General features: G+C 40.0%; 21 protein-coding genes and 1 pseudogene. 20 read left to right on the forward strand and 2 right to left on the reverse strand.

Annotation, left to right across the window (positions count from 1 at the left end; all coding sequences use genetic code 11):
* The 3 genes and pseudogenes from AC1DVB_RS10085 to AC1DVB_RS10095 all read left to right on the forward strand — a co-directional run.
* Positions 1-201 (forward strand): annotated as a pseudogene (locus AC1DVB_RS10085) (amino acid permease); the annotation flags it as partial.
* A 64-nt stretch (positions 202-265) separates the two neighbouring features.
* Entirely contained in the window at positions 266-478 is a 213-nt protein-coding gene (locus tag AC1DVB_RS10090; protein WP_477589137.1) for a hypothetical protein, read from the forward strand.
* Between the two features lie 384 nt (positions 479-862).
* Positions 863-2,212, forward strand: coding sequence for an FAD-binding oxidoreductase (locus AC1DVB_RS10095; RefSeq protein ID WP_477589139.1), 1,350 nt, complete (start codon positions 863-865; stop codon positions 2,210-2,212).
* Between the two features lie 109 nt (positions 2,213-2,321).
* Here the strand turns inward: AC1DVB_RS10095 and AC1DVB_RS10100 are convergent, their stop codons facing one another.
* Positions 2,322-2,534 carry a hypothetical protein gene (locus AC1DVB_RS10100; RefSeq protein WP_034305596.1) on the reverse strand — a complete coding sequence of 71 codons (213 nt, stop codon included), beginning with the start codon at positions 2,532-2,534 and terminating at the stop codon, positions 2,322-2,324.
* Between the two features lie 484 nt (positions 2,535-3,018).
* Here AC1DVB_RS10100 and AC1DVB_RS10105 point away from each other — a divergent pair, with 484 nt between their 5' ends.
* The 17 genes from AC1DVB_RS10105 to AC1DVB_RS10185 all read left to right on the forward strand — a co-directional run bounded on the left by AC1DVB_RS10105 (position 3,019) and on the right by AC1DVB_RS10185 (position 18,480).
* Positions 3,019-3,930, forward strand: coding sequence for a LysR family transcriptional regulator (locus tag AC1DVB_RS10105; RefSeq protein ID WP_477589141.1), 912 nt, complete (start codon positions 3,019-3,021; stop codon positions 3,928-3,930).
* 133 nt (positions 3,931-4,063) lie between these two features.
* A complete protein-coding gene (locus tag AC1DVB_RS10110; protein WP_057278657.1) occupies positions 4,064-5,086 on the forward strand; it encodes an LLM class flavin-dependent oxidoreductase in 1,023 nt (340 codons plus the stop codon).
* A gap of 68 nt (positions 5,087-5,154) precedes the next feature.
* Positions 5,155-6,489, forward strand: coding sequence for an LLM class flavin-dependent oxidoreductase (locus AC1DVB_RS10115; RefSeq protein WP_057278658.1), 1,335 nt, complete (start codon positions 5,155-5,157; stop codon positions 6,487-6,489).
* 38 nt (positions 6,490-6,527) lie between these two features.
* Complete coding sequence (locus tag AC1DVB_RS10120; protein ID WP_057278659.1) at positions 6,528-6,788, forward strand: glutaredoxin family protein; 261 nt, start codon at positions 6,528-6,530, stop codon at positions 6,786-6,788.
* A gap of 123 nt (positions 6,789-6,911) precedes the next feature.
* A complete protein-coding gene (locus tag AC1DVB_RS10125; RefSeq protein WP_057278660.1) occupies positions 6,912-7,445 on the forward strand; it encodes a GNAT family N-acetyltransferase in 534 nt (177 codons plus the stop codon).
* Between the two features lie 20 nt (positions 7,446-7,465).
* On the forward strand, positions 7,466-8,284 hold the full coding sequence (locus tag AC1DVB_RS10130) for an amino acid ABC transporter substrate-binding protein (RefSeq protein WP_057278661.1): 819 nt from the start codon (positions 7,466-7,468) through the stop codon (positions 8,282-8,284).
* 32 nt (positions 8,285-8,316) lie between these two features.
* Complete coding sequence (locus AC1DVB_RS10135) at positions 8,317-9,024, forward strand: amino acid ABC transporter permease (RefSeq protein ID WP_057278662.1); 708 nt, start codon at positions 8,317-8,319, stop codon at positions 9,022-9,024.
* Positions 9,025-9,044: 20 nt separating this feature from the next.
* The gene (locus AC1DVB_RS10140) at positions 9,045-9,755 is read left to right on the forward strand and encodes an amino acid ABC transporter permease (protein ID WP_063577403.1); all 711 of its coding nucleotides are present in this window, start codon (positions 9,045-9,047) and stop codon (positions 9,753-9,755) included.
* On the forward strand, positions 9,752-10,522 hold the full coding sequence (locus tag AC1DVB_RS10145; RefSeq protein ID WP_057278664.1) for an amino acid ABC transporter ATP-binding protein: 771 nt from the start codon (positions 9,752-9,754) through the stop codon (positions 10,520-10,522). Before AC1DVB_RS10140 ends, AC1DVB_RS10145 begins: the two co-directional genes overlap by 4 nt.
* 23 nt (positions 10,523-10,545) lie before the next feature.
* Positions 10,546-11,055: a GNAT family N-acetyltransferase gene (locus AC1DVB_RS10150; RefSeq protein ID WP_454862372.1), complete on the forward strand. Its 510-nt coding sequence runs from the start codon at positions 10,546-10,548 to the stop codon at positions 11,053-11,055.
* A gap of 14 nt (positions 11,056-11,069) precedes the next feature.
* Positions 11,070-12,212 carry an amidohydrolase gene (locus AC1DVB_RS10155; RefSeq protein ID WP_034305569.1) on the forward strand — a complete coding sequence of 381 codons (1,143 nt, stop codon included), beginning with the start codon at positions 11,070-11,072 and terminating at the stop codon, positions 12,210-12,212.
* 442 nt (positions 12,213-12,654) lie between these two features.
* On the forward strand, positions 12,655-13,659 hold the full coding sequence (locus AC1DVB_RS10160; protein WP_057278666.1) for an LLM class flavin-dependent oxidoreductase: 1,005 nt from the start codon (positions 12,655-12,657) through the stop codon (positions 13,657-13,659).
* Positions 13,660-13,738: 79 nt separating this feature from the next.
* On the forward strand, positions 13,739-14,572 hold the full coding sequence (locus AC1DVB_RS10165) for a MetQ/NlpA family ABC transporter substrate-binding protein (protein WP_454862373.1): 834 nt from the start codon (positions 13,739-13,741) through the stop codon (positions 14,570-14,572).
* Positions 14,573-14,605: 33 nt separating this feature from the next.
* Entirely contained in the window at positions 14,606-15,634 is a 1,029-nt protein-coding gene (locus tag AC1DVB_RS10170) for a methionine ABC transporter ATP-binding protein (protein ID WP_477589170.1), read from the forward strand.
* Positions 15,576-16,226, forward strand: a complete 651-nt coding sequence (locus AC1DVB_RS10175; protein WP_057278667.1) for a methionine ABC transporter permease — start codon at positions 15,576-15,578, stop codon at positions 16,224-16,226. Before AC1DVB_RS10170 ends, AC1DVB_RS10175 begins: the two co-directional genes overlap by 59 nt.
* A 35-nt stretch (positions 16,227-16,261) precedes the next feature.
* On the forward strand, positions 16,262-17,110 hold the full coding sequence (locus AC1DVB_RS10180; RefSeq protein ID WP_082609436.1) for a MetQ/NlpA family ABC transporter substrate-binding protein: 849 nt from the start codon (positions 16,262-16,264) through the stop codon (positions 17,108-17,110).
* A gap of 17 nt (positions 17,111-17,127) precedes the next feature.
* Complete coding sequence (locus tag AC1DVB_RS10185) at positions 17,128-18,480, forward strand: LLM class flavin-dependent oxidoreductase (protein WP_057278669.1); 1,353 nt, start codon at positions 17,128-17,130, stop codon at positions 18,478-18,480.
* Between the two features lie 140 nt (positions 18,481-18,620).
* On the opposite strand, the gene AC1DVB_RS10190 is transcribed toward AC1DVB_RS10185, so the two are convergent.
* Positions 18,621-19,406: a glucose-1-dehydrogenase gene (locus AC1DVB_RS10190; protein WP_057278670.1), complete on the reverse strand. Its 786-nt coding sequence runs from the start codon at positions 19,404-19,406 to the stop codon at positions 18,621-18,623.
* Between the last annotated feature and the right edge of the window lie 15 nt (positions 19,407-19,421).

Genomic DNA, 19,421 nt, shown 5'->3' on the forward strand with positions numbered 1-19,421 from the left:
CCGTTGGCCCCTTACAGTAACTATGCGACAATAGCCTTTTTACTGATGGTGCTGGTAGGTATGTGGATCAATCCTAGTACAAGGATTTCCTTGGTTGTCGGGATCGTTTTCCTAGCCTTGGTAATAGCAAGTTATTACATGCTGAAAATGGATAAACGAACACCATTGGATGTTAAATCCGATGATGAGATTTCAGGATAAGAAATTCTAGTAAAAAGCCCTTCTCTAATTCGAGAAGGGCCTTTTTTGTCCTTGTAGATCAATTGTGGAATTCACGAGTAAAACGGCGAAACTCACGAGTGTAGTCGTGGAATTCACGAGTAAAACAGCGAAACTCACGAGTAAAGTCGTGGAATTCACGAGTAAAACAGCGGAATTCACGAGTAAAGTCGTCGAATTCACGAGTAAAATAGCGAAATTCACGAGTAAAGTCGTCGAATTCATGAGTAAAATAGCGAAATTCACGAGAAGACGTTGAATTCACGAGTAAAACGGCGAAACTCACGAGTAAAGTCATTGAATTCACGAGTAAAATAGCGAAATTCACGAGTAAAGTCGTCGAATTCATGAGTAAAATAGCGAAATTCACGAGAAGACGTTGAATTCACGAGTAAAATAGCGAAATTCACGAGTAAAGTCGTCGAATTCATGAGTAAAATAGCGAAATTCACGAGAAGACGTTGAATTCACGAGTAAAATAGCGAAATTCACGAGAAGGCGTTGAATTCACGAGTAAAACAGCGAATTCCACGAGTGTAGCTAATTTGACCTCGTAACAAGGGAGGGATAGCAAGGGGAATGTATCTTCCTTCCAGTTTTTTTCATAGGATGTTACATATTTACCCGAGGAAGGGGTTATCTTTTGGAAAGAACAAAGCTTACCGGGCGTATCGTTACACCTAATGATGCTGAGTATGAGCGTGCCAGGATAAATAATAACTTAAGTTTTTCTAAATTCCCAAAGGTCATTGTGTTTTGTCAAAATTCCGATGATGTGTTGAATTCATTGAAGTGGGCCCGGGAAAATCATGCACCTTTCCGGGTTAGGAGCGGCAGGCATAGTTATGAAAATTTTTCATTAGTGAATGGCGGTCTAGTCATAGATATTAGTGAAATGTACAATATCAAGGTCAATCGTGAAAAAATGATCRCAAAAATTGAAGCCGGAGCTGATTTAGGGCGAGTATATAATACGTTATGGAACTATGGCACGACGATTCCGGCAGGGACCGAAAGCAGTGTTGGTGTTGTAGGTCTTACGCTCGGCGGTGGAATAGGTATGTTAACGAGGCGCTTTGGACTTACTTGTGACAATCTACTTGAAATAGAAATGGTAAGGGCTTGTGGAAAGAGGGGAGCCAAACTCATTAAAGCGAATAGGAAAACCAATGGTGATTTATTTTGGGCATGCTGCGGGGGAGGAGGGGGAAACTTTGGCATAGTCACTTCTCTTACTTTCAGGGTAACCCCCGTATCAAGGGTTTCCGTTTTCTCCGTCACATGGGGGTGGGAAGATTTCGAAGCGGTGTTTGAAGCCTGGCAGGATTGGGCCACTCAAGCTGATGAAGGCTTAACTTCAGAAATAGAATTCAAGGCAAAGGAAGCAAACGAAATTTTTGCTAAAGGTGAATTTGTTGGAACGTCACATAGATTGAAGCAGCTATTAAAGCCTTTGACAAAAACAGGTTCACCAATAAATGTCATGATAAAGGAAGTCCCATACATTGAAGCCGTAAGATTCTTTGATTATCCAGCTGGAAATCAACCGGCGCATCGAAAGAGGTCAGGATCTTTCATTGAAAAAGCTTTTCCACAGCAAGCAATCGTAACTATGAAACATTTTTTGGGAAATGCTCCAAATGAAAATGCAGCCATTTGGCACCAATCCCTAGGAGGAGTGGCGAGCCTTAAAGATCCAAAGGAGACAGCTTTTTATTATCGAGATGCCATCATCGCCCAGGAGTATCAGGCTACATGGACCAATCCAGAAGAAGAGCGGCTAAACATTCGTTGGATCAAGGACCTGAAGCATGCCTTGTCACCATTTACTACCGGTGACTATGTAAATTGGCCGGATACTCTAATCAAAGATTGGCCAACTGCGTATTATGGAGAAAATTTCAAACGGCTTAGGGAAGTGAAAACGAGGTATGATCCATACAATGCGTTTAAGTTCCCACAAAGCATACCGCCATTAAATAAGTGGGGGTGAAAAAGCTTGGAACACCATAAACATTCGTTATATAAAGGCCTATTCCTGAATTAGGATATAGGCCTCTTTCTTCTTGTTTTGAATCAATTATTCGAGATAATCCCCAGAATCATTCCGCTTGCTGAGCTTGTACTGTACTATAAACCTGATTTACGGAAGATTGGGCTTGGGCGATTTCTTGAGCAGCTTGTTTAATGGCTTCTTGTGCCAAAGTTGGATCCGAGGAAGATTTTTCAATTGCTTGTGAAAGTAAGGTTTGCGTAAGGGTAACGTTAGCTTTTGCTTGATTTAATTGATTGATATCAATTTGCTGTTGAGGCATGTAGTTTCTCTCCTTATGTCATTATTGAAATTACTCCCTTAGGATGACCGTTCTTTTCTATTTTATAAGGAGAAAAAAATATAACGTAGACAGGATGGACAGCTTGGAAAAGTTCTGAAACGATCAAAAAAGTCCATTTGGAAAAACAATTTAACAATCCAAATTTGTAAAAAAGATGCACACTCAGGATTGAAAAGCGGGCAGTAAGAGAATGGGATTATTCGTTTTATTTACTTAGAATCCTGAAATTTTCATCTGCATAATAGATTGCGTCCCTTGAATAAAATTGTAAGATAATGCAAAAAAAATATGATTTATTCTTTGTTAAGTTAATTAAATTATACTTTACTTATTGGTTTTATCAGATTAAAATCGGAGAAAGAATTATTATAAGTAGATGAGCTGATTGGACAACCGAAAGCTCCTGAACGCGATAAGCGAACAGGAGCTTTTTGCGTTCATTTTGGAAAAAGGAGTGGGCAAGATGAATATTGATCATATTGAAGCTTTTATGTATGTTGTTCACCTTAATAGTTTTCATAAAGCCGCAGAGGCAATGTTTTTATCACAGCCAACGGTTTCGGCAAGAATTAAGACGCTTGAGAGTGAACTCGATTCAGTACTATTTGAGAGGCAAGGAAGAGGGATTATTTTAACCGAAAAAGGGAGAGCCTTCATTCCATTTGCGGATCAAATTATTCGTACCTTTCACCAGGGGAAAAAGCAGTTGAAAACAGGAAGCGAACTGGAGGAAATAACGATAGGGGCTAATATCATTACATCGCAATACTTTATTCCATTTGCTCTTCCTCTATGGAAAAAGGAAAACCCCAATTTACGCTTTAAATTTATTTCAGCAACAAATGATGCATTAATGGAAAAATTGCTTCTGAAACAGGTTGATATAGCCTTTATGAAGGATGTTACACATAATGGTCTGCAAAATTACAAAACCCTTGATAATTCGATTCGTTTAGTCGTGTATCCAGGACATCCATTTCAACTTCGAACTGGGCTAACAGTACAGGAATTATCAATGGAGCCGTTGGTATTTTTTGAGTGTGGTGCGCTTGACTGGAACCACGTTCATAAAATTTTTGAAGTATCTAATGTAGAGCCGCGCATTGATTTTCAGGTTGATCACTTGGAAGTGGCGAAGTCGCTAATTCTTAGCAGAAGCTGTATCGGATTTTTACCGTTCTTATGTATTAAAAAAGAGTTAGAACAGGGAACTTTGATTGAAGTGGATGTGTCACATTTAATCAAGATAAAGCAGCACATCTATCTGACGCATTTAAATAACGGGATGGAATCCCCTTTATTATGGAAAGACATTCTTTTATCAATTCGGAACTTTGAGAAAAACACTCAGCAATTACATATACAATCGAATTGATAGATATTTTCTATCAATACAATATTTTTTTCTATTAGTTAAACCATTGCCATTAGCATGTTTTAGGTGATAGGATATGTCAAAATATAATTATTCGCATAAGTAAACTTTGAATTAAAGCGGAGGAGAGAATATGAGTTATAAGCTTGGCATTTTAGACCAGAGCCCGATATTTCCAGGAGCTTCAGCATTTGATGCACTACAGCAAACCATTAATCTGGCTAGACATGCAGAAGAGTGGGGGTATACCCGTTTCTGGGTATCGGAGCATCATCATGCCGAACAGCTGGCGGGGTCCTCCCCGGAAGTATTGATTTCTTATTTATTAGCCCAGACAAAATCGATTCGGGTAGGGTCCGGAGGTGTTATGCTACAACATTATAGTCCATATAAAGTGGCGGAAAACTTTCACGTGTTATCGAATCTTTCGCCAGGCAGGGTAGACCTTGGCATCGGAAAGGCACCAGGTGGCCTCCCCTTATCAACGAAGGCGCTACAGTTTGGAACTGTGAATGATGGAAAAGATTTCGAAGAGCGGTTATCTTTCCTGCAAGAAATAATCGAAAATTCAGTTAATGAAACTCACCCGCTTGCAGGCATTCAAGCGACACCGCTACCTTCCGAAAAGCCTAAGATGTTTCTGCTTGGTGCAAGTGCTGACAGTGCCAGGTTAGCAGCCGAACTTGGGATAGCTTATGTATTTGCTCGATTTATCAACAGTAATGAGACTGTACTTGAAGATGCTGCACGCATTTACCAAAGTATCTATCCAACTGGTAGCTTTAAGGTATCGGTTTCAGTGATTGCTGCTCCTTCACAACAAGAAGCGGAACAGTTAACAGGTGATCAGAAGATTGTGAAAGTTCATCTCAAAAGCGGTCGCTCTGTCACGGTCCAAACCTTAGCGCAAGCAGAGTTATTCGGGAAGCAGTCTGGGGAGCTTTACGAAATAGAAGAACAGGATTCCAATATTATTGCTGGAACTCCTTCTTATGTAAAAGAAGTCTTAGCAAATTTACATGAAAAGTACGGGGTAGATGAGTTTATCCTACATTCGCCGATTTTAAAGGAAGCAGAAAGGTTCAGATCTTTTCGATTGTTGAGTCCACTTCAATTAGCAGTATCTGAAGTGAAACACGTTACGAGCCAAAATTAAAAAGGACTCAGCAATCAGGGGAGATGTGGGATGAAGCTATAAACCGATTAATTAAAGGAGGAGTATCGATGTCTGAACAGAGAAAGTTAAAATTTGGAGCGCTTATTCATGGAGTAGGAGGGAGTATATCCGGTTGGAGACATCCAGACATTCAAGCTGATGCCAGTGTAAGTCTTGAATTTTATAAGGAGCAGGCCCAGAAGGCTGAAGAGGGAAAGTTCGATTTACTTTTCATTGCTGACGGATTGTTTATCAATGAGAAGTCAATTCCGCATTTTTTAAATCGATTTGAACCACTTACCATTTTATCCGCACTCGCTGCTTTCACATCAAGAATAGGGCTTGTCGGAACAGTTTCCACCTCATACAGTGAGCCATTTACTGTAGCCCGGCAATTTGCTTCACTTGATCACATTAGTCAAGGTCGTGGCGGATGGAACCTTGTTACTACCCCTCTTGAGAGTACTGCCTTGAACTATAACAAAACGATTGAAGAACACCCTGATCATGCCAAACGCTATCGGATTGCATCAGAATATATACAAGTCACCAAGGGACTTTGGGATTCATGGGAGGATGACGCGTTTACTCGGGATAAAGAGTCCGGTGAGTTTTTTGATCCTTCTAAAATGCATCAATTAAAGCATAAAGGAGAATTTTTTTCCGTGCAAGGACCACTCAACATTGCCAGATCAAAACAGGGGAGACCAGTCGTTTTTCAAGCAGGTTCATCAGAAGCTGGAAAAAACCTTGCGGCTAAAGAAGCGGATGCAATCTTTACAGGTCAACCAACTTTGGGAGATGCCAAGATTTTTTATCAAGATGTGAAAAACAGGGCTATTGCATTCGGGAGAGATCCTGATGAAATTGTTATTCTGCCAGGTATCGCGCCAATCATTGGTGCAACTGAGGAAGAAGCGGAGCGCAAATATCAAGAACTCGCTAACCTGGTTTCTATAGATAAGGCGCTTGACTATTTAGGACGATACTTCGATCATCATGATTTTTCCCAATATGAACTGGATGCACCTTTCCCAGATCTCGGAGACATCGGAAAAAACAGTTTCCGAAGTACAACAGATCGAATTAAACAGGAAGCCAAGGAGAAACAGTTAACGCTCCGTCAAGTAGCAGTTAAAGAGACTACACCCCGGACTTCTTTTATTGGAACACCCGAGAAAGTAGCGCATCTGATTCAGCAATGGTTTGAAGAGAAGGGGGCGGACGGATTTATCTTTGCTTCAAGTGTTCCCAATGCTTTAAGTGACTTTGTATCTTATGTGATCCCTATCCTTCAAAAAAGGGGAATATATCGTACTGAATATGAAGCAGAAACCTTAAGAGGCAACTTGGGCCTTCCATTCCCGGAAAATCGTTATGCGAAAGAAAGCATTAATCAATGATTGAAGAATCATTTGAAAAATTGAAGGAGGAATAAGAAATGGGAGAAGCGTTATCTGTCGTCGTTTGGTCAAAACAAGGATGTCACTATTGCGAAGAGGTTAAACAATACTTAAAAGAAAAGAAGATCGCTTATCAAACGGTGGATGTTACCAATCATGATGATCGGCGAGATATTTTAGAAATCAAATATGGAGTTCGGTATGTGCCCATTATTGAAATTGGGCGAGGTAGTATATATGAGAGCGTTACGGAAATTGGAATTCCTCATCTTGAAAAAGTACTCAAACGAGTACAATAACAAAAAATATCACGCCCTTAAATCTGAGTCTATAAGTATGACTGATTGAATTAAGGAAAGATTGCAAAAATAAATCCGACTATTCTTGTGTAAATAATATGTTATAGAAAAGGGGAGTTAATCATGACACAGTTAATCCGTCTTGCCACTGTAAACGATGCTCCAGAAGTGCTAAACGTCACACTTCGGGCTTATGAACCAATCAGGGAATTGAATATTAACTTTCTGGCTGCGACAGCTGATTTGCAGCTAGTGACGAATAATATTAGGCGGAATCTCACTTATGTTTTAGAGGAGAAGGGCCAAATTGTTTCCACCGTGACAGTTCGTCATCCATGGAATGATCCTGATCATTTCAGTCCGTACCCATTCATTTGGTGGTTTGCAGTCGACCCCCTTTATAAACAAAAAGGTATTGGCTCGACTTTGTTAACCTACGTGGAAGAAAACATACTTCGGAAACAGGTGAAAGCGCCGGCCGTATATTTGGCGACAGCTGAACGTCATCCTTGGCTTGTTTCCATTTATGAAAGAAGAGGCTATGAGATTTTTGCAGAACGAGATCACGATGGAGAAAAAATTGTGTATCTTCGTAAAATTCTAGATGAAACGCTGTATCGCATTATTGAAAATAAAGAACCAATTGTTAGTAATTAAAAATGTTCGGGGGAATTGAGATGAAAAAAACGTTATTAATTGTCATGGCACTGCTACTAACTTTTTTAGGAGCTTGCTCTTCAGAAGAAACAACCAGTACAGCAAAATCTGGGGATTCAAAAGATAAAGAAGTTCAGAAAATCATTGTTGGAACAGGGACGCAGTTCCCTAACATTTGCTTTTTGGATAGTAATGGTAAGCTGACAGGGTATGATGTCGAGTTGGTTCGTCAAATCGATGAAAAACTGCCTGAATATGAATTTGAATTTAAAACGATGGAATTTTCTAATCTATTATTAAGTTTAGAAACGAACAAAATAGATTTTGTTGCTCATCAAATGGAAGTGAATGATGAACGGGAAGAAAAATTTCTATTTAATAAAGAACCATACAATGTCTTTCCGCTTCAAGTTACAGTTCATCAGGACAACAATGATATCCATTCCATTAAAGATTTAAAAGGAAAAAAAGCGATAGTGAGTGCAACGAGCAATTCTGCTGTTTTTCTTGAAAAGTATAATAAAGAAAATAATGCCGGTATTGAAATTGTCTATTCTGGCCAAGGCGCAGATGATACGAAGAATCAAATCAAAACTGGTCGGGCGGATGCTACCATTACTACACCATTTGCAGTCGACTTCTTAAATAAACAAGCAGATGCACAGCAAAAGGTTGTGGGTGAGCCGCTTCTTAATTCAAAAGTATACTTTTTGCTAAGAAAAGACGAAACGCCTTTACAGAAGAGAATTGATGAAGCACTTGTGGAACTGAAAGAAGAAGGGGTAGTTAGCGAACTAAGTAAAAAGTGGCTGGGCGCAGACTATTCAGTGGGATTTTAATTAGATAGTAGTAAGCGCGGAGGTGCTAAAGCATGGGGAAAGCATTTGATCCTTCATTAATCGTCGATTTCATTCCGACATTAATATATTATCTTGGAGTAACATTGCAAATTCTGGCAGCATCCGTTTTATTAGGAATGGTCATCGGGATAGCGGCAGCCATCCTGAGAGTATTTCGTATCCCTGTCTTGAATCAATTTGTCATATTATATATTTCATTCATTCGGGGAACGCCTATTTTAATACAATTATTTCTAGTTTTTTATGGACTGCCTGCAATCCTGTTATTCATTAATATTGATATTTCAAGAATGGATGCTCTGTATTTTGTCATTATTACGTATGCATTAAGTAATGGGGCTCATTTTGCAGAAATATTCCGGGGAGCGATTAAGGCTGTCGATTATGGGCAAACGGAAGCAGCCTATTCTGTTGGAATGAATAATAGTCAAAGCTTTTTTAGAATTGTGCTTCCTCAGGCCATACGGATTGCTTTTCCGAATATCGCAAACTCTATTATCGGATCCTTAAAGGATACCTCACTTGCCTTTACCATTGGCGTAATGGATATGATGGGGAGGGGAGAGACATTGATTGCCGCAACTGCACATGCTCTCGAAGTCTATCTCTCATTGGCCGTTATCTATTATGCAGTCGTGCTATTGTTCGAGAAGATATTCAGACTTTATGAAAACCGCATTAATCGGCATCAATCTGTAGATGTGTCTGTTACTGGATAACAAAGGGAGGAGGGAAGGACTTGACGATTGATATATTATTCATTTGGACTGCTTTTAAGGAGATTATTAGAGCACTTCCGATCACACTTATCTTAACGATTCTTCCTCTTCTTGCAGGTTTTATTATCGGCCTCGCTGTAGCCTTGATTAGGATTTATAAAGTGAAATTTCTAAGTGGAATTGCAAATGGCTATGTTTCCTTCTTTAGAGGAACACCGATTATTATGCACATAATGCTCATTTATTTCGGTTTCCCATTATTAATCGATCAAATTTCAAAAAAGTTTGATTTGGGTATACAATCTAATTCCATTCCGATCATTTTATTTGTCTTAACCGCCTTATCGTTGAGTGCGGGTGCTTATTTATCAGAAATATTCAGATCGGGAATTATCAGTGTCTCCAATGGCCAAATGGAGGCAGCCTATTCAGTGGGGATGAATTCGTTTCAAGCCATGACGCGAATTGTTTTGCCACAGGCCATTGCTCAGTCCATCCCGAATTTCACGAATATTTTCATTGGATTTCTGCATACGTCATCCATTGCTTTCATTGTATCCCAAAAAGAAATGACAGGAGCAGCCAATATTGTTGCATCCACCAATTTGAAATTTTTGGAGTCTTTTATCGCTGCTGGTTTAATTTATTGGGGTCTCACAATCATTGCAGAGGGGCTTTCGTTTTTAATTGAGAAAAAGGCCACTGCCTATAATCGAGGAGGAGTACAATGATTTATTTAAAAGATATAAAAAAATCATTTAACCAGCAGCCTGTTTTAAAAGGGATTAATTTGAAAATAGGCAAGGGAGAAGTAGTTACCATTCTAGGACCAAGTGGATCTGGGAAAACGACCTTGCTTAGGTGCTTGAATTTTCTGGAGAAACCAGAAGAGGGTATCGTTCAAGTGGGAGATATACAGGTGAAGTCCAAGAAGGCGACCAAAAGGGAAATCTTGTCCCTTAGGAGACAATCGGCAATGGTTTTTCAGCATTATAACTTATTTGCTCATAAAACTGTTTTGGAAAATGTAATGGAAGGGTTAATTGTTACAAAAAAATATAAGAAAGCTGAGGCGAAACGGGAAAGTGAGCTGTTATTGGAAAAAGTAGGTTTGGGAGATAAGCATAACCATTTTCCTTCGCAATTGTCAGGAGGTCAACAGCAACGTGTTGGAATTGCCAGGGCACTTGCTTTAAATCCGGAGGTCATTCTATTTGACGAGCCAACGTCGGCACTCGACCCTGAGTTGGTTGGGGAGGTGCTTTCCGTCATAAAAGCAATTGCACAGGAAGGCATCACGATGGTGATTGTAACCCATGAAATGAGTTTTGCTAAAGAGATATCGGATCGTGTTCTTTTCATGGATGGCGGGGTGATTGTAGAAGAAGGTTCACCATTGGAGATTTTCAATGCGCCAAAGGAAGATCGAACACGACAATTTTTAAATCGGATATCAAGAGACTTTTCCGTATCGTTTTTAGAAGAAAGGGCCAATTAAAGGAAGGGGCCAAGGGAGGACGTATGATTAATACAATCGTAGTCGATGAATTGATTGAAGCAGATAAAGAGACGGTGCGCCGCTTATTGGTAGAAAGTTATCAACAATATGAACATGAATATTCGAACCCGGAAGCTTGGGAAGGATATTTAAAAAATATTGAATCCTCGTTGGATAATCCACATGTTGATAAGGTGTTGGTTGCAAAGTGCAATCAGGATATCCTGGGCACATTACAGCTTTTTCAATCATCTGAAAAAGCATATGAAAAGCCGGAACTTGGGATTTTTTCACCAATCATTCGGTTGTTGGCCGTTCATCCCGAATCAAGGGGACGCGGTATCGCTCAGGAATTATTAAAGGCTAGTGTAAATTATGCAAAATCGCAAGGTGCGTCCAGATTGTATCTACATTCTACTGATAAGATGCATAAGGCCATTAAACTATATGAATGGTTTGGCTTTAAACGGGATCGAACGAAAGAATTTCAAAATCAGGATATTTTAGTAAAATGCTATCGCTTGGATTTATAGAAGGAGGCGACTGTATGAGTCGAGAGCTGGAAAAGCGCTTAATATCGATACGGCGCCATTTACATCAATATCCGGAATTATCAAATGAAGAATTTGAAACGACAAAATCTATACAAACGTGGCTCGAGGAAGAGGGCATTGAAATCCGTCATACAGGATTGAAAACAGGTGTTTTTGCAGATATAAAGGGTGGCAGACCCGGACCGACAGTAGCCATAAGGGCGGATATTGATGCTCTTCCAATTGAGGAACGAACCGGGCTTCCATTTGCTTCGAAAGTAAAAGGGGTGATGCATGCTTGCGGCCATGATTTTCATACGGCTGCCGTTATAGGTGCTGCCTACCTTTTGAAAGAATATCAATCAGAGTTGTGCGGGACAGTGCGATTGCTTTTTCAACCCGCAGAAGAATTAGGTGGTGGAGCGGTACATGTGATAAAAGATGGTCAAATTGACGATGTAGCGGCTGTGATTGGGCTGCACAATAAACCCAATTTGCCTGTAGGCACCATTGGGATAAAAGATGGTCCGTTAATGGCGGCAGTAGACCGTTTTCATATTGTTCTTCAAGGGAAGGGGAGCCACGCGGCCATCCCTCAACACGGAAAAGATCCAATAGCAGCAGCGGCTCAGCTTATTACCGCTCTTCAAACTATCGTCAGCCGGAATGTATCCCCTTTAGAAAGTGCCGTGGTAAGTGTTACGAGAATAACAGGTGGAAACACGTGGAATGTAATTCCGGGTGACGTCATATTGGAAGGAACGATTCGAACCTTTAGTTCTGAGATACGCGAAGAAGTAAAAGAAAAGTTTTATTCGATTGTGAATCATATCGCCGCTGCTTTTTCACAGGAACCTGTGATTGGTTGGTTTCCTGGACCACCCGCGCTTCATAATCATCCAGCTGTCACAGAGATGGCCCGCTTGTCTGCTCGGCAGCAATCATTGCATGTAATCAATCCAGAACCTTCAATGGGTGGTGAAGATTTCGCTTATTACCTTCAACATATCCCCGGTACCTTTGCCTTTTTTGGTACAAACGGAAACGAAGACTGGCATCATCCAGCTTTTACTATTGATGAAAATGCCATTATTAAGGCCGCTTATTTTTTATCTGAAAGTGCCAAGGATTTATTATATAACCATGGTAAGTGGTGAATATACATGACAAAGGTGCCAGACACAATTTTGTGCCTAGCACTTTTGTTGTTGTAATTCCTAAGGTTTCGGTCCAATTTGATTTCAAAGCATATTCATGATGCGAACATTCCCCCCATTTTAGCTTCCATACATAGTCACTCTTCATTTTTTTATTCCAGCTTTTCATAGACTCCTCTCCCTCTCATTGATTAATTCTATTCTGATAGCGGTAAGAAGAATAAACCTCAAACCATGATAGGCGAGAGCATGGTTAATTATTAGGCAAAGGCATTCCAAATTCATAAGCAATTAATAGAATTTTTTTATCAATTAAATAAATTTTCCTATCAAATAAGGTGTTGTCAAGTGCTTGTTTACAATGTTAGGATGAATTTCAATTACATTAAAAACAACTAATTCGATTTGTTAACTCGGTATTAATGATTGGAGAGAAAGTCATATGAGTTTTAAGCTTGGAATATTAGATCAAAGCCTCATTTTTCCTGGGGAATCGGCAGTTGATGCACTTAAGCAAACCGTAAACCTAGCTCAAAAAGCTGAAGAATGGGGATATACCCGTTTTTGGGTATCGGAACATCATCATATGGAACAAGTTGCTGGGTCTTCACCGGAAGTATTAATCTCTTATTTATTATCGAAAACCACAACCATTCGTGTAGGTTCGGGAGGTGTCATGCTTCAGCACTACAGCCCTTATAAAGTCGCTGAAAATTTTCATGTTTTATCCACTCTTGCCCCGGGCAGGGTAGATCTTGGCATTGGTAAAGCACCAGGTGGATTTCCTTTATCAACAAAGGCGTTACAATTTGGAACTGTGAATGATGGAAAAGATTTTGGGGAACGTGCATCCTTATTGCGAAAGATAATTGAAAATTCAATCGATGATCTTCACTTGCTCTCTGGTATTCAAGCAACACCGATACCGCCTGAAAAGCCAGAAATCTTTCTGCTTGGTGCTAGTTCAGACAGCGCTCAACTAGCCGCTAACCTCGGAATGGATTTTGTATTCGCCAGATTTATTAATAGTGATGATACCAAGCTGTATGAAGCGTCTTCTGCTTACCGAAGCAAGTACCCAGAAGGTCGCTTTATCGTATCAGTAGCGGTTGTGGCAGCTCCTACCCAACAAAAAGCAGAGGAGCTGGCAAGCGAACACAAACTATTTAAAGTTCATCTACAAAGTGGCCGGACGCTGACAGTTCAATCACGTGAGCAGGCTGAGTCATTTGAGAAGCAGGCTGGTGAAGCTTACGAAATAGAAGAGCAGACCGCAAGTGTTATTGCTGGAACTCCAGGATATGTTAACGGGTTTTTAAAGGAACTTCAGAAAGTTTTTCAGGTGGATGAATTTATTTTGCATACACCGCTTCGAAGAGAAGCAGAACGGATCCAATCCTTTCAGTTGTTGAGTCCGCTTCTCTTAGGGGAAGAGACCAACATATAGAAAAGATCCAGAGGGCATGAAGCAGCTGATAAATATTTGTTATTTCCAATATAAAAGGATAAAAAAGGAGCGAGAAACATTGAAGAAAATTAAATGGCTGTCCGTTACGGTTTTAACAGTAGTATTGCTGGTATTAGGAGCTTGTGGAAGTAATGAGCAAACATCATCGGGGAGTAAAGGAGACAAGGATGAGGAAGTGACTTTGAAAATTGGTGCAGCCTCAATACCACATGCAGAAATTTTAGAGTTTATCGCACCGGATTTAGAAAAACAAGGCGTGAAACTGGATGTAGTGATTTCTACAGATGGTATTCAAATGAATCAACAAACAGCAGACAAAGAATTGGATGCAAACTTCTTCCAACATACCCCTTACTTAGAGCAAGTAAATAAAGATAGTGGTTTGAATTTGGTTAATGTGAAGGATGTACATATTGAACCATTTGGTGTCTATTCCAAAAAAATTAAATCTATAGGTGAATTGTCAGACGGAGCGAATGTAGCCGTACCGAAAGATCCAGTAAACTTTTCGCGATCGTTACAGCTTTTTGCGGCAAATAATATCATTGAGTTGGATGCTTCCAAGTCAGGGGATTATACGATTGGGGACATTACAAAAAATGATAAAAAAATAGAATTCATTCCAGTCGATTCCCCTCTTTTAGTTCACTCGCTAGATGATGTGGAAGCATCGGCCATTAACACAAACTATGCTCTGGAAGGAGGGTTAAAACCTCTCGATGATGCACTGATAATTGAAGGGAAGGACTCACCATATGTTAACATTTTAGTTGCTCGTCCAGACAATAAAAACGATAAAGCGATCCAAAAGCTTGCGAATGCATTAACGACGGAAAAGGTCAAAGAATTCATTTTTGATCAATATGAAGGAGCCGTCGTGCCCGCGTTTTAAGGGGGGGGGGGGGGGGGGGGGGGGGAGAAGAAAATTGAAGCGTTAAAGGAGATTAATATAACCGTTGAAAAAGGGGATATATTCGGGGTTATCGGTTTTAGTGGAGCCGGAAAAAGTACACTCATCCGAACTGTGAATCTACTTGAATATCCCACTTCAGGTGAAGTGATTGTAGAAGGAAAAGATCTTGCCAAGATGTCTGAAAAAGATTTGCGTGAAGCTAAGAAAAATATTGGCATGATTTTTCAGCATTTTAATTTACTTAATTCCAAAACAGTCTTTGATAATGTGGCGATGCCATTATTGTTAAGTAAAAAAAAGAAAAAAGAGATTGAAGAACGAGTTAATGAGATTCTCCGTTTTGTTGGTCTAGAAGACAAAGCAATGAACTATCCAAATCAACTTTCAGGTGGACAAAAGCAGCGTGTCGGGATTGCACGTGCTTTGGCTACAAACCCTTCGATTTTATTATGCGATGAAGCAACATCGGCATTGGATCCACAAACAACAAAATCAATCCTGAATCTGTTGAAACGGATAAATGAAGAATATAAAATTACCATTCTAATTATCACGCACGAAATGGAAGTGATTAAAGAAATTTGTAATCGGGTTGCAGTGATGGAGGATGGGAGCGTGATTGAATCAGGAAATGTGATCGATATTTTTGCCCGTCCACGAACAGAAACAACACGTAACTTCATTCGATCGGTTGTTCGCGATGAAGTGCCATCAAGTGTATATGGATTGCTCAATGAGGATGCCTATTTCAGTCGAATTTTTAAAATTGATTTTTTGGGATTGAGCTCTGGGCAGCCTATCGTTTCAAAAACAGCGAAGAGGTTTAATGTGGAAATAAACGTTCTGTTCGGCAATATTACTGAGTTACAAGGCATCCCATTTGGTAATTTAATTGTTGAAATAATAGGAAATGAGGATGAAATTGATCGGGCATTACAGTTTATAAAGAATCAAAATGTCAAAGTGAAGGAGGTTACGAAGGATGGAAGTAAGCAAAGAGCTCATTTTAAACGCCTTGTGGGAAACGCTGTACATGGTTAGTATTTCACTTTTCTTTGGAAGCATCATTGGAATATTCTTAGGCATTTTATTGGTTGTAACAAGAAAAGGTCATATTTATGAAAATAGATTTATTTTTTCTATCGTGAATCCGATTGTGAATATCTTCCGATCGATTCCGTTTATTATCTTGCTTGTGGCGATTATTCCATTTACAAGACTAATGGTTGGTACGTCGATTGGTACAACAGCAGCAATTGTGCCACTCGTGCTTCATATTGGCCCATATATCTCAAGACTTGTGGAGAATTCGCTATTGGAAGTGGATGAAGGCATTATTGAAGCCGCGAAAGCCATGGGAGCAACGCCGATACAAATTATTTTCAGGTTTTTAATGCCTGAGGCTTTTGCGTCATTAATTCTAAGTATAACAACTGCAACAATTGGTTTAGTGGGCGCTACAGCCATGGCAGGAGCTATAGGTGGCGGTGGACTTGGAGATGTAGCGATAACATATGGCTATCAACGCTTTAGCACTATTACGATATTCGTCACCGTTGTAATTCTAGTAATTGTTGTTCAAGGAGTACAAAGTTTAGGAAATATATTCGAACGGAAAATTAGAAGAGTGTAGTGGCGGTAGTGTACAAAGGGAGAGTGGAATGAATGATGAAAAAATGCATTTTACCTATACTGCTTATCTTGGGGGTGTTATTGGCAGGTTGCTCAAGTGATTCAACGAATGCAGGAGGGAAACAGAAAGTGAAGGTAGGGATTAGAAATTCTGAACTTCGAACATGGGAATTTTTAAAGGAACAGGCTGAAAAAGAAGGGGTGGAAATTGAACTTGTTAATTTCTCTTCGGCATATGATCCGAACGAAGCGCTGGCAGAAGGGGATATTGATATCAACGCCTTTCAACATGTTGCCTATTTAGATTCATTTAATGCGAACAATAATACAGACATCGTTCCAATTGGGACTACAATTATTGCTCCTCTCGGTTTGTATTCAAGCAAATATAAATCGGTGGAAGAGATCCCAAATGGTGCACAAATTGCTGTGCCCAATGACCAAGCTAACTGGGGAAGGGCTTTATTGCTATTACAAGAAGCAAAACTCTTAGAGGTTGTGGATGACTTTGACGGGAATGGCGGACAGGACAAAATAAAGGAAAATCCGAAGAAAATCAAAATTGTTCCTGTCGATGGTGCCAGTGCCCCGCGTGTGATGGAAGATACAGCTGGTTCGGTGATTAATAATGGAGTTGCGGTAGAAGCGGGACTAAATTTAAAAGATGCTCTTATTTATGAAAGCAGTACTGCAAAGCCTTATATTAATATCATAGCGGCTAGGAGTGAAGATCAAGACAATGAAATTTACCGAAAATTAGTTGATCTCTATCAATCAGAGAAAACGGCTAAATTTATTGAAGAGACTTACAATGGAAACTATATTCCAACATTCATTACCTTGAAAGAATTGAGCAGTTATAAGGAGATTTATTCTAATAAATAAGGAAGGAGAGATTAGAAATGGCTCAAGACAGACAGATGAAGTTAGCTGCTTATCTGATTGGAACAGGTATGCATGTTGCGTCGTGGCGGCATCCGGCATCAAATCCCAATGCAAGTATTGATATGAAAGCTATGCAAAGACTCTCGAAAATTGCAGAAAAAGGGAAATTTGACCTTGCCTTTGTGGCAGATAGTTTGGCCATTAATCATGAATCGCATCCTCAGATACTTAATCGATTTGATCCGATTGTACTAATTACAGCATTAGCCGCAGCGACAGAAAAAATCGGCATTGGGGCGACAGCTTCTACAACGTATAGTGAACCATATGTACTCGCTCGCCAATTTGCTTCTGTTGACCATATAAGCGGCGGACGGGTGGGATGGAATGTTGTTACTACAGCTGATGCGACCGGAGAGACGGCCTTGAATTTCAGTCGTGATAAACATTTGGCACACGATCATCGTTATGAACGAGCGGAGGAGTTCATCGACGTTGTCCAAGGATTATGGGATTCGTGGGAAGATGATGCGTTTGTGCATAACAAAGAAACGGGACAATTTTTTGATCCTGATAAAGTGCATGAGCTTCGGTATAAAGGCAACTATTTTTCGGTAAAAGGTCCATTGAATATCGCACGTTCGGCGCAGGGGCAGCCGGTTATCATTCAAGCGGGTGCGTCTATACCAGGGCAGCGATTAGCCGCTCGAACAGCCGAAGTCGTTTTCACACATTGGGATAACATTGAAGAATCCAAACGATATTATCAAGAATTAAAAACGTCTTTATTGGATTTTGGAAGAAGCGTGGAAGAGCTCCACATCCTTCACGGCATTTCCCCTATTATCGGAGAAACCGAGGAAATAGCCATTCAAAAATACAATAAACTCCAAAGTCTCGTCGACCCTTATGAGAGTTTGAAATTCGTTTCTGGTTATATGGGCAACGTGGATTTTTCAAAATATTCTTTAGATACACCAGCGAAGGATGTTGAATTTCCATTAGTAAATAGCATACAAAGTAACTTTAATGAAATGAAGAAAATTATTGGTGAAGAAGACATAAAAGTGGGTGAATTATATGCGAGATTTTTCAGTCCTGCCAGACGAGATAGATTTGTCGGTACACCAACTCAAGTAGCTGATGAAATGGAGGTATGGTTTACTGAAAAAGCTGCAGATGGCTTTATGCTTCAATTTCCATTGTTACCAGGCGACTTAGAGGATTTCGTCGAGAAGGTTGTTCCAATTTTACAGGAGAGGGGTTTGTTCCGCTTGGACTATGAAGGAGACACTCTCCGTGATCACCTTGGATTAATGAATCCAAAAAATCGCTTTGCTAATGAAGAAATATCAAATTATTTGGAATAAGGGATATCTCGCATTTTCATTAGAATCATTAAAGTCATATATAATGGGAGTACAAAGGAATGAGGGACATAGGAGAAATCCTAGTCCCTCAAATTCTTTTCTCCTAAATATCAACCGCTACTAAAACTAACAAGTTAAGTTCAGCCTTTTCCTGCTTGGAAACCTGGATATTTGGTCATTCCGCCATCAGCGTATAAGGTCATTCCCGTTACATAGCTCGATTCGGCGGAAGCGAGCCAAGCGGCACAAGCGGCAATTTGTTCCGGTTTTCCGATGTATCCCATCGGTATCAGGTTGATGACTTCTTGTTTAGCTTTCGGGTCATTGAATTTTTCGGCATTGATGGGTGTGTCGATTGCACCAGGTGAAATATTATTAATGCGGATCCCTTTAGGAGCATATTCAAGTGCCAGGGTTTCTGTCATCATCTTGACTCCGCCCTTACTTGCTGCATAGTGGACAAAATGAGGCCAAGGTATCCTATCATGAACGGAAGACATATTAATGATATTGCCCTTAATGCCATGATCGAGCATATAACTGATTGCTTCCCTGCTTGCCAGGAACATCCCCGTTAGATTTACATCGATGACTTTCTGCCAATCTTCAAGAGTCAATTTTTCGCTGGGCACTTCATTTTCAATACCAGCATTGTTGATCATGATGTCGATTGTACCAAAGGTGTCCACAGCGAAAGAAAGCAATTTCTTCACATCCGCTTCCTTTGAAACGTCACCTTGAATGGCTGCAGCTTTCCCGCCTGCAGCTTCAATCGTTTTGATGATTTCCTTATGGTCGACATTTTCAGTGTGATAATTTAATACGACATGTGCTTTTTCTTTACCGAACCTTTCGGCCATGGCTTTTCCTAATCCTTTTGCCGCGCCAGTGATCACGACGACTTTTTTCTCTAAATCTTCATACATCGTTCAACTCTCCTT

This window comes from Peribacillus sp. P4_D6 (genome assembly GCF_056401795.1).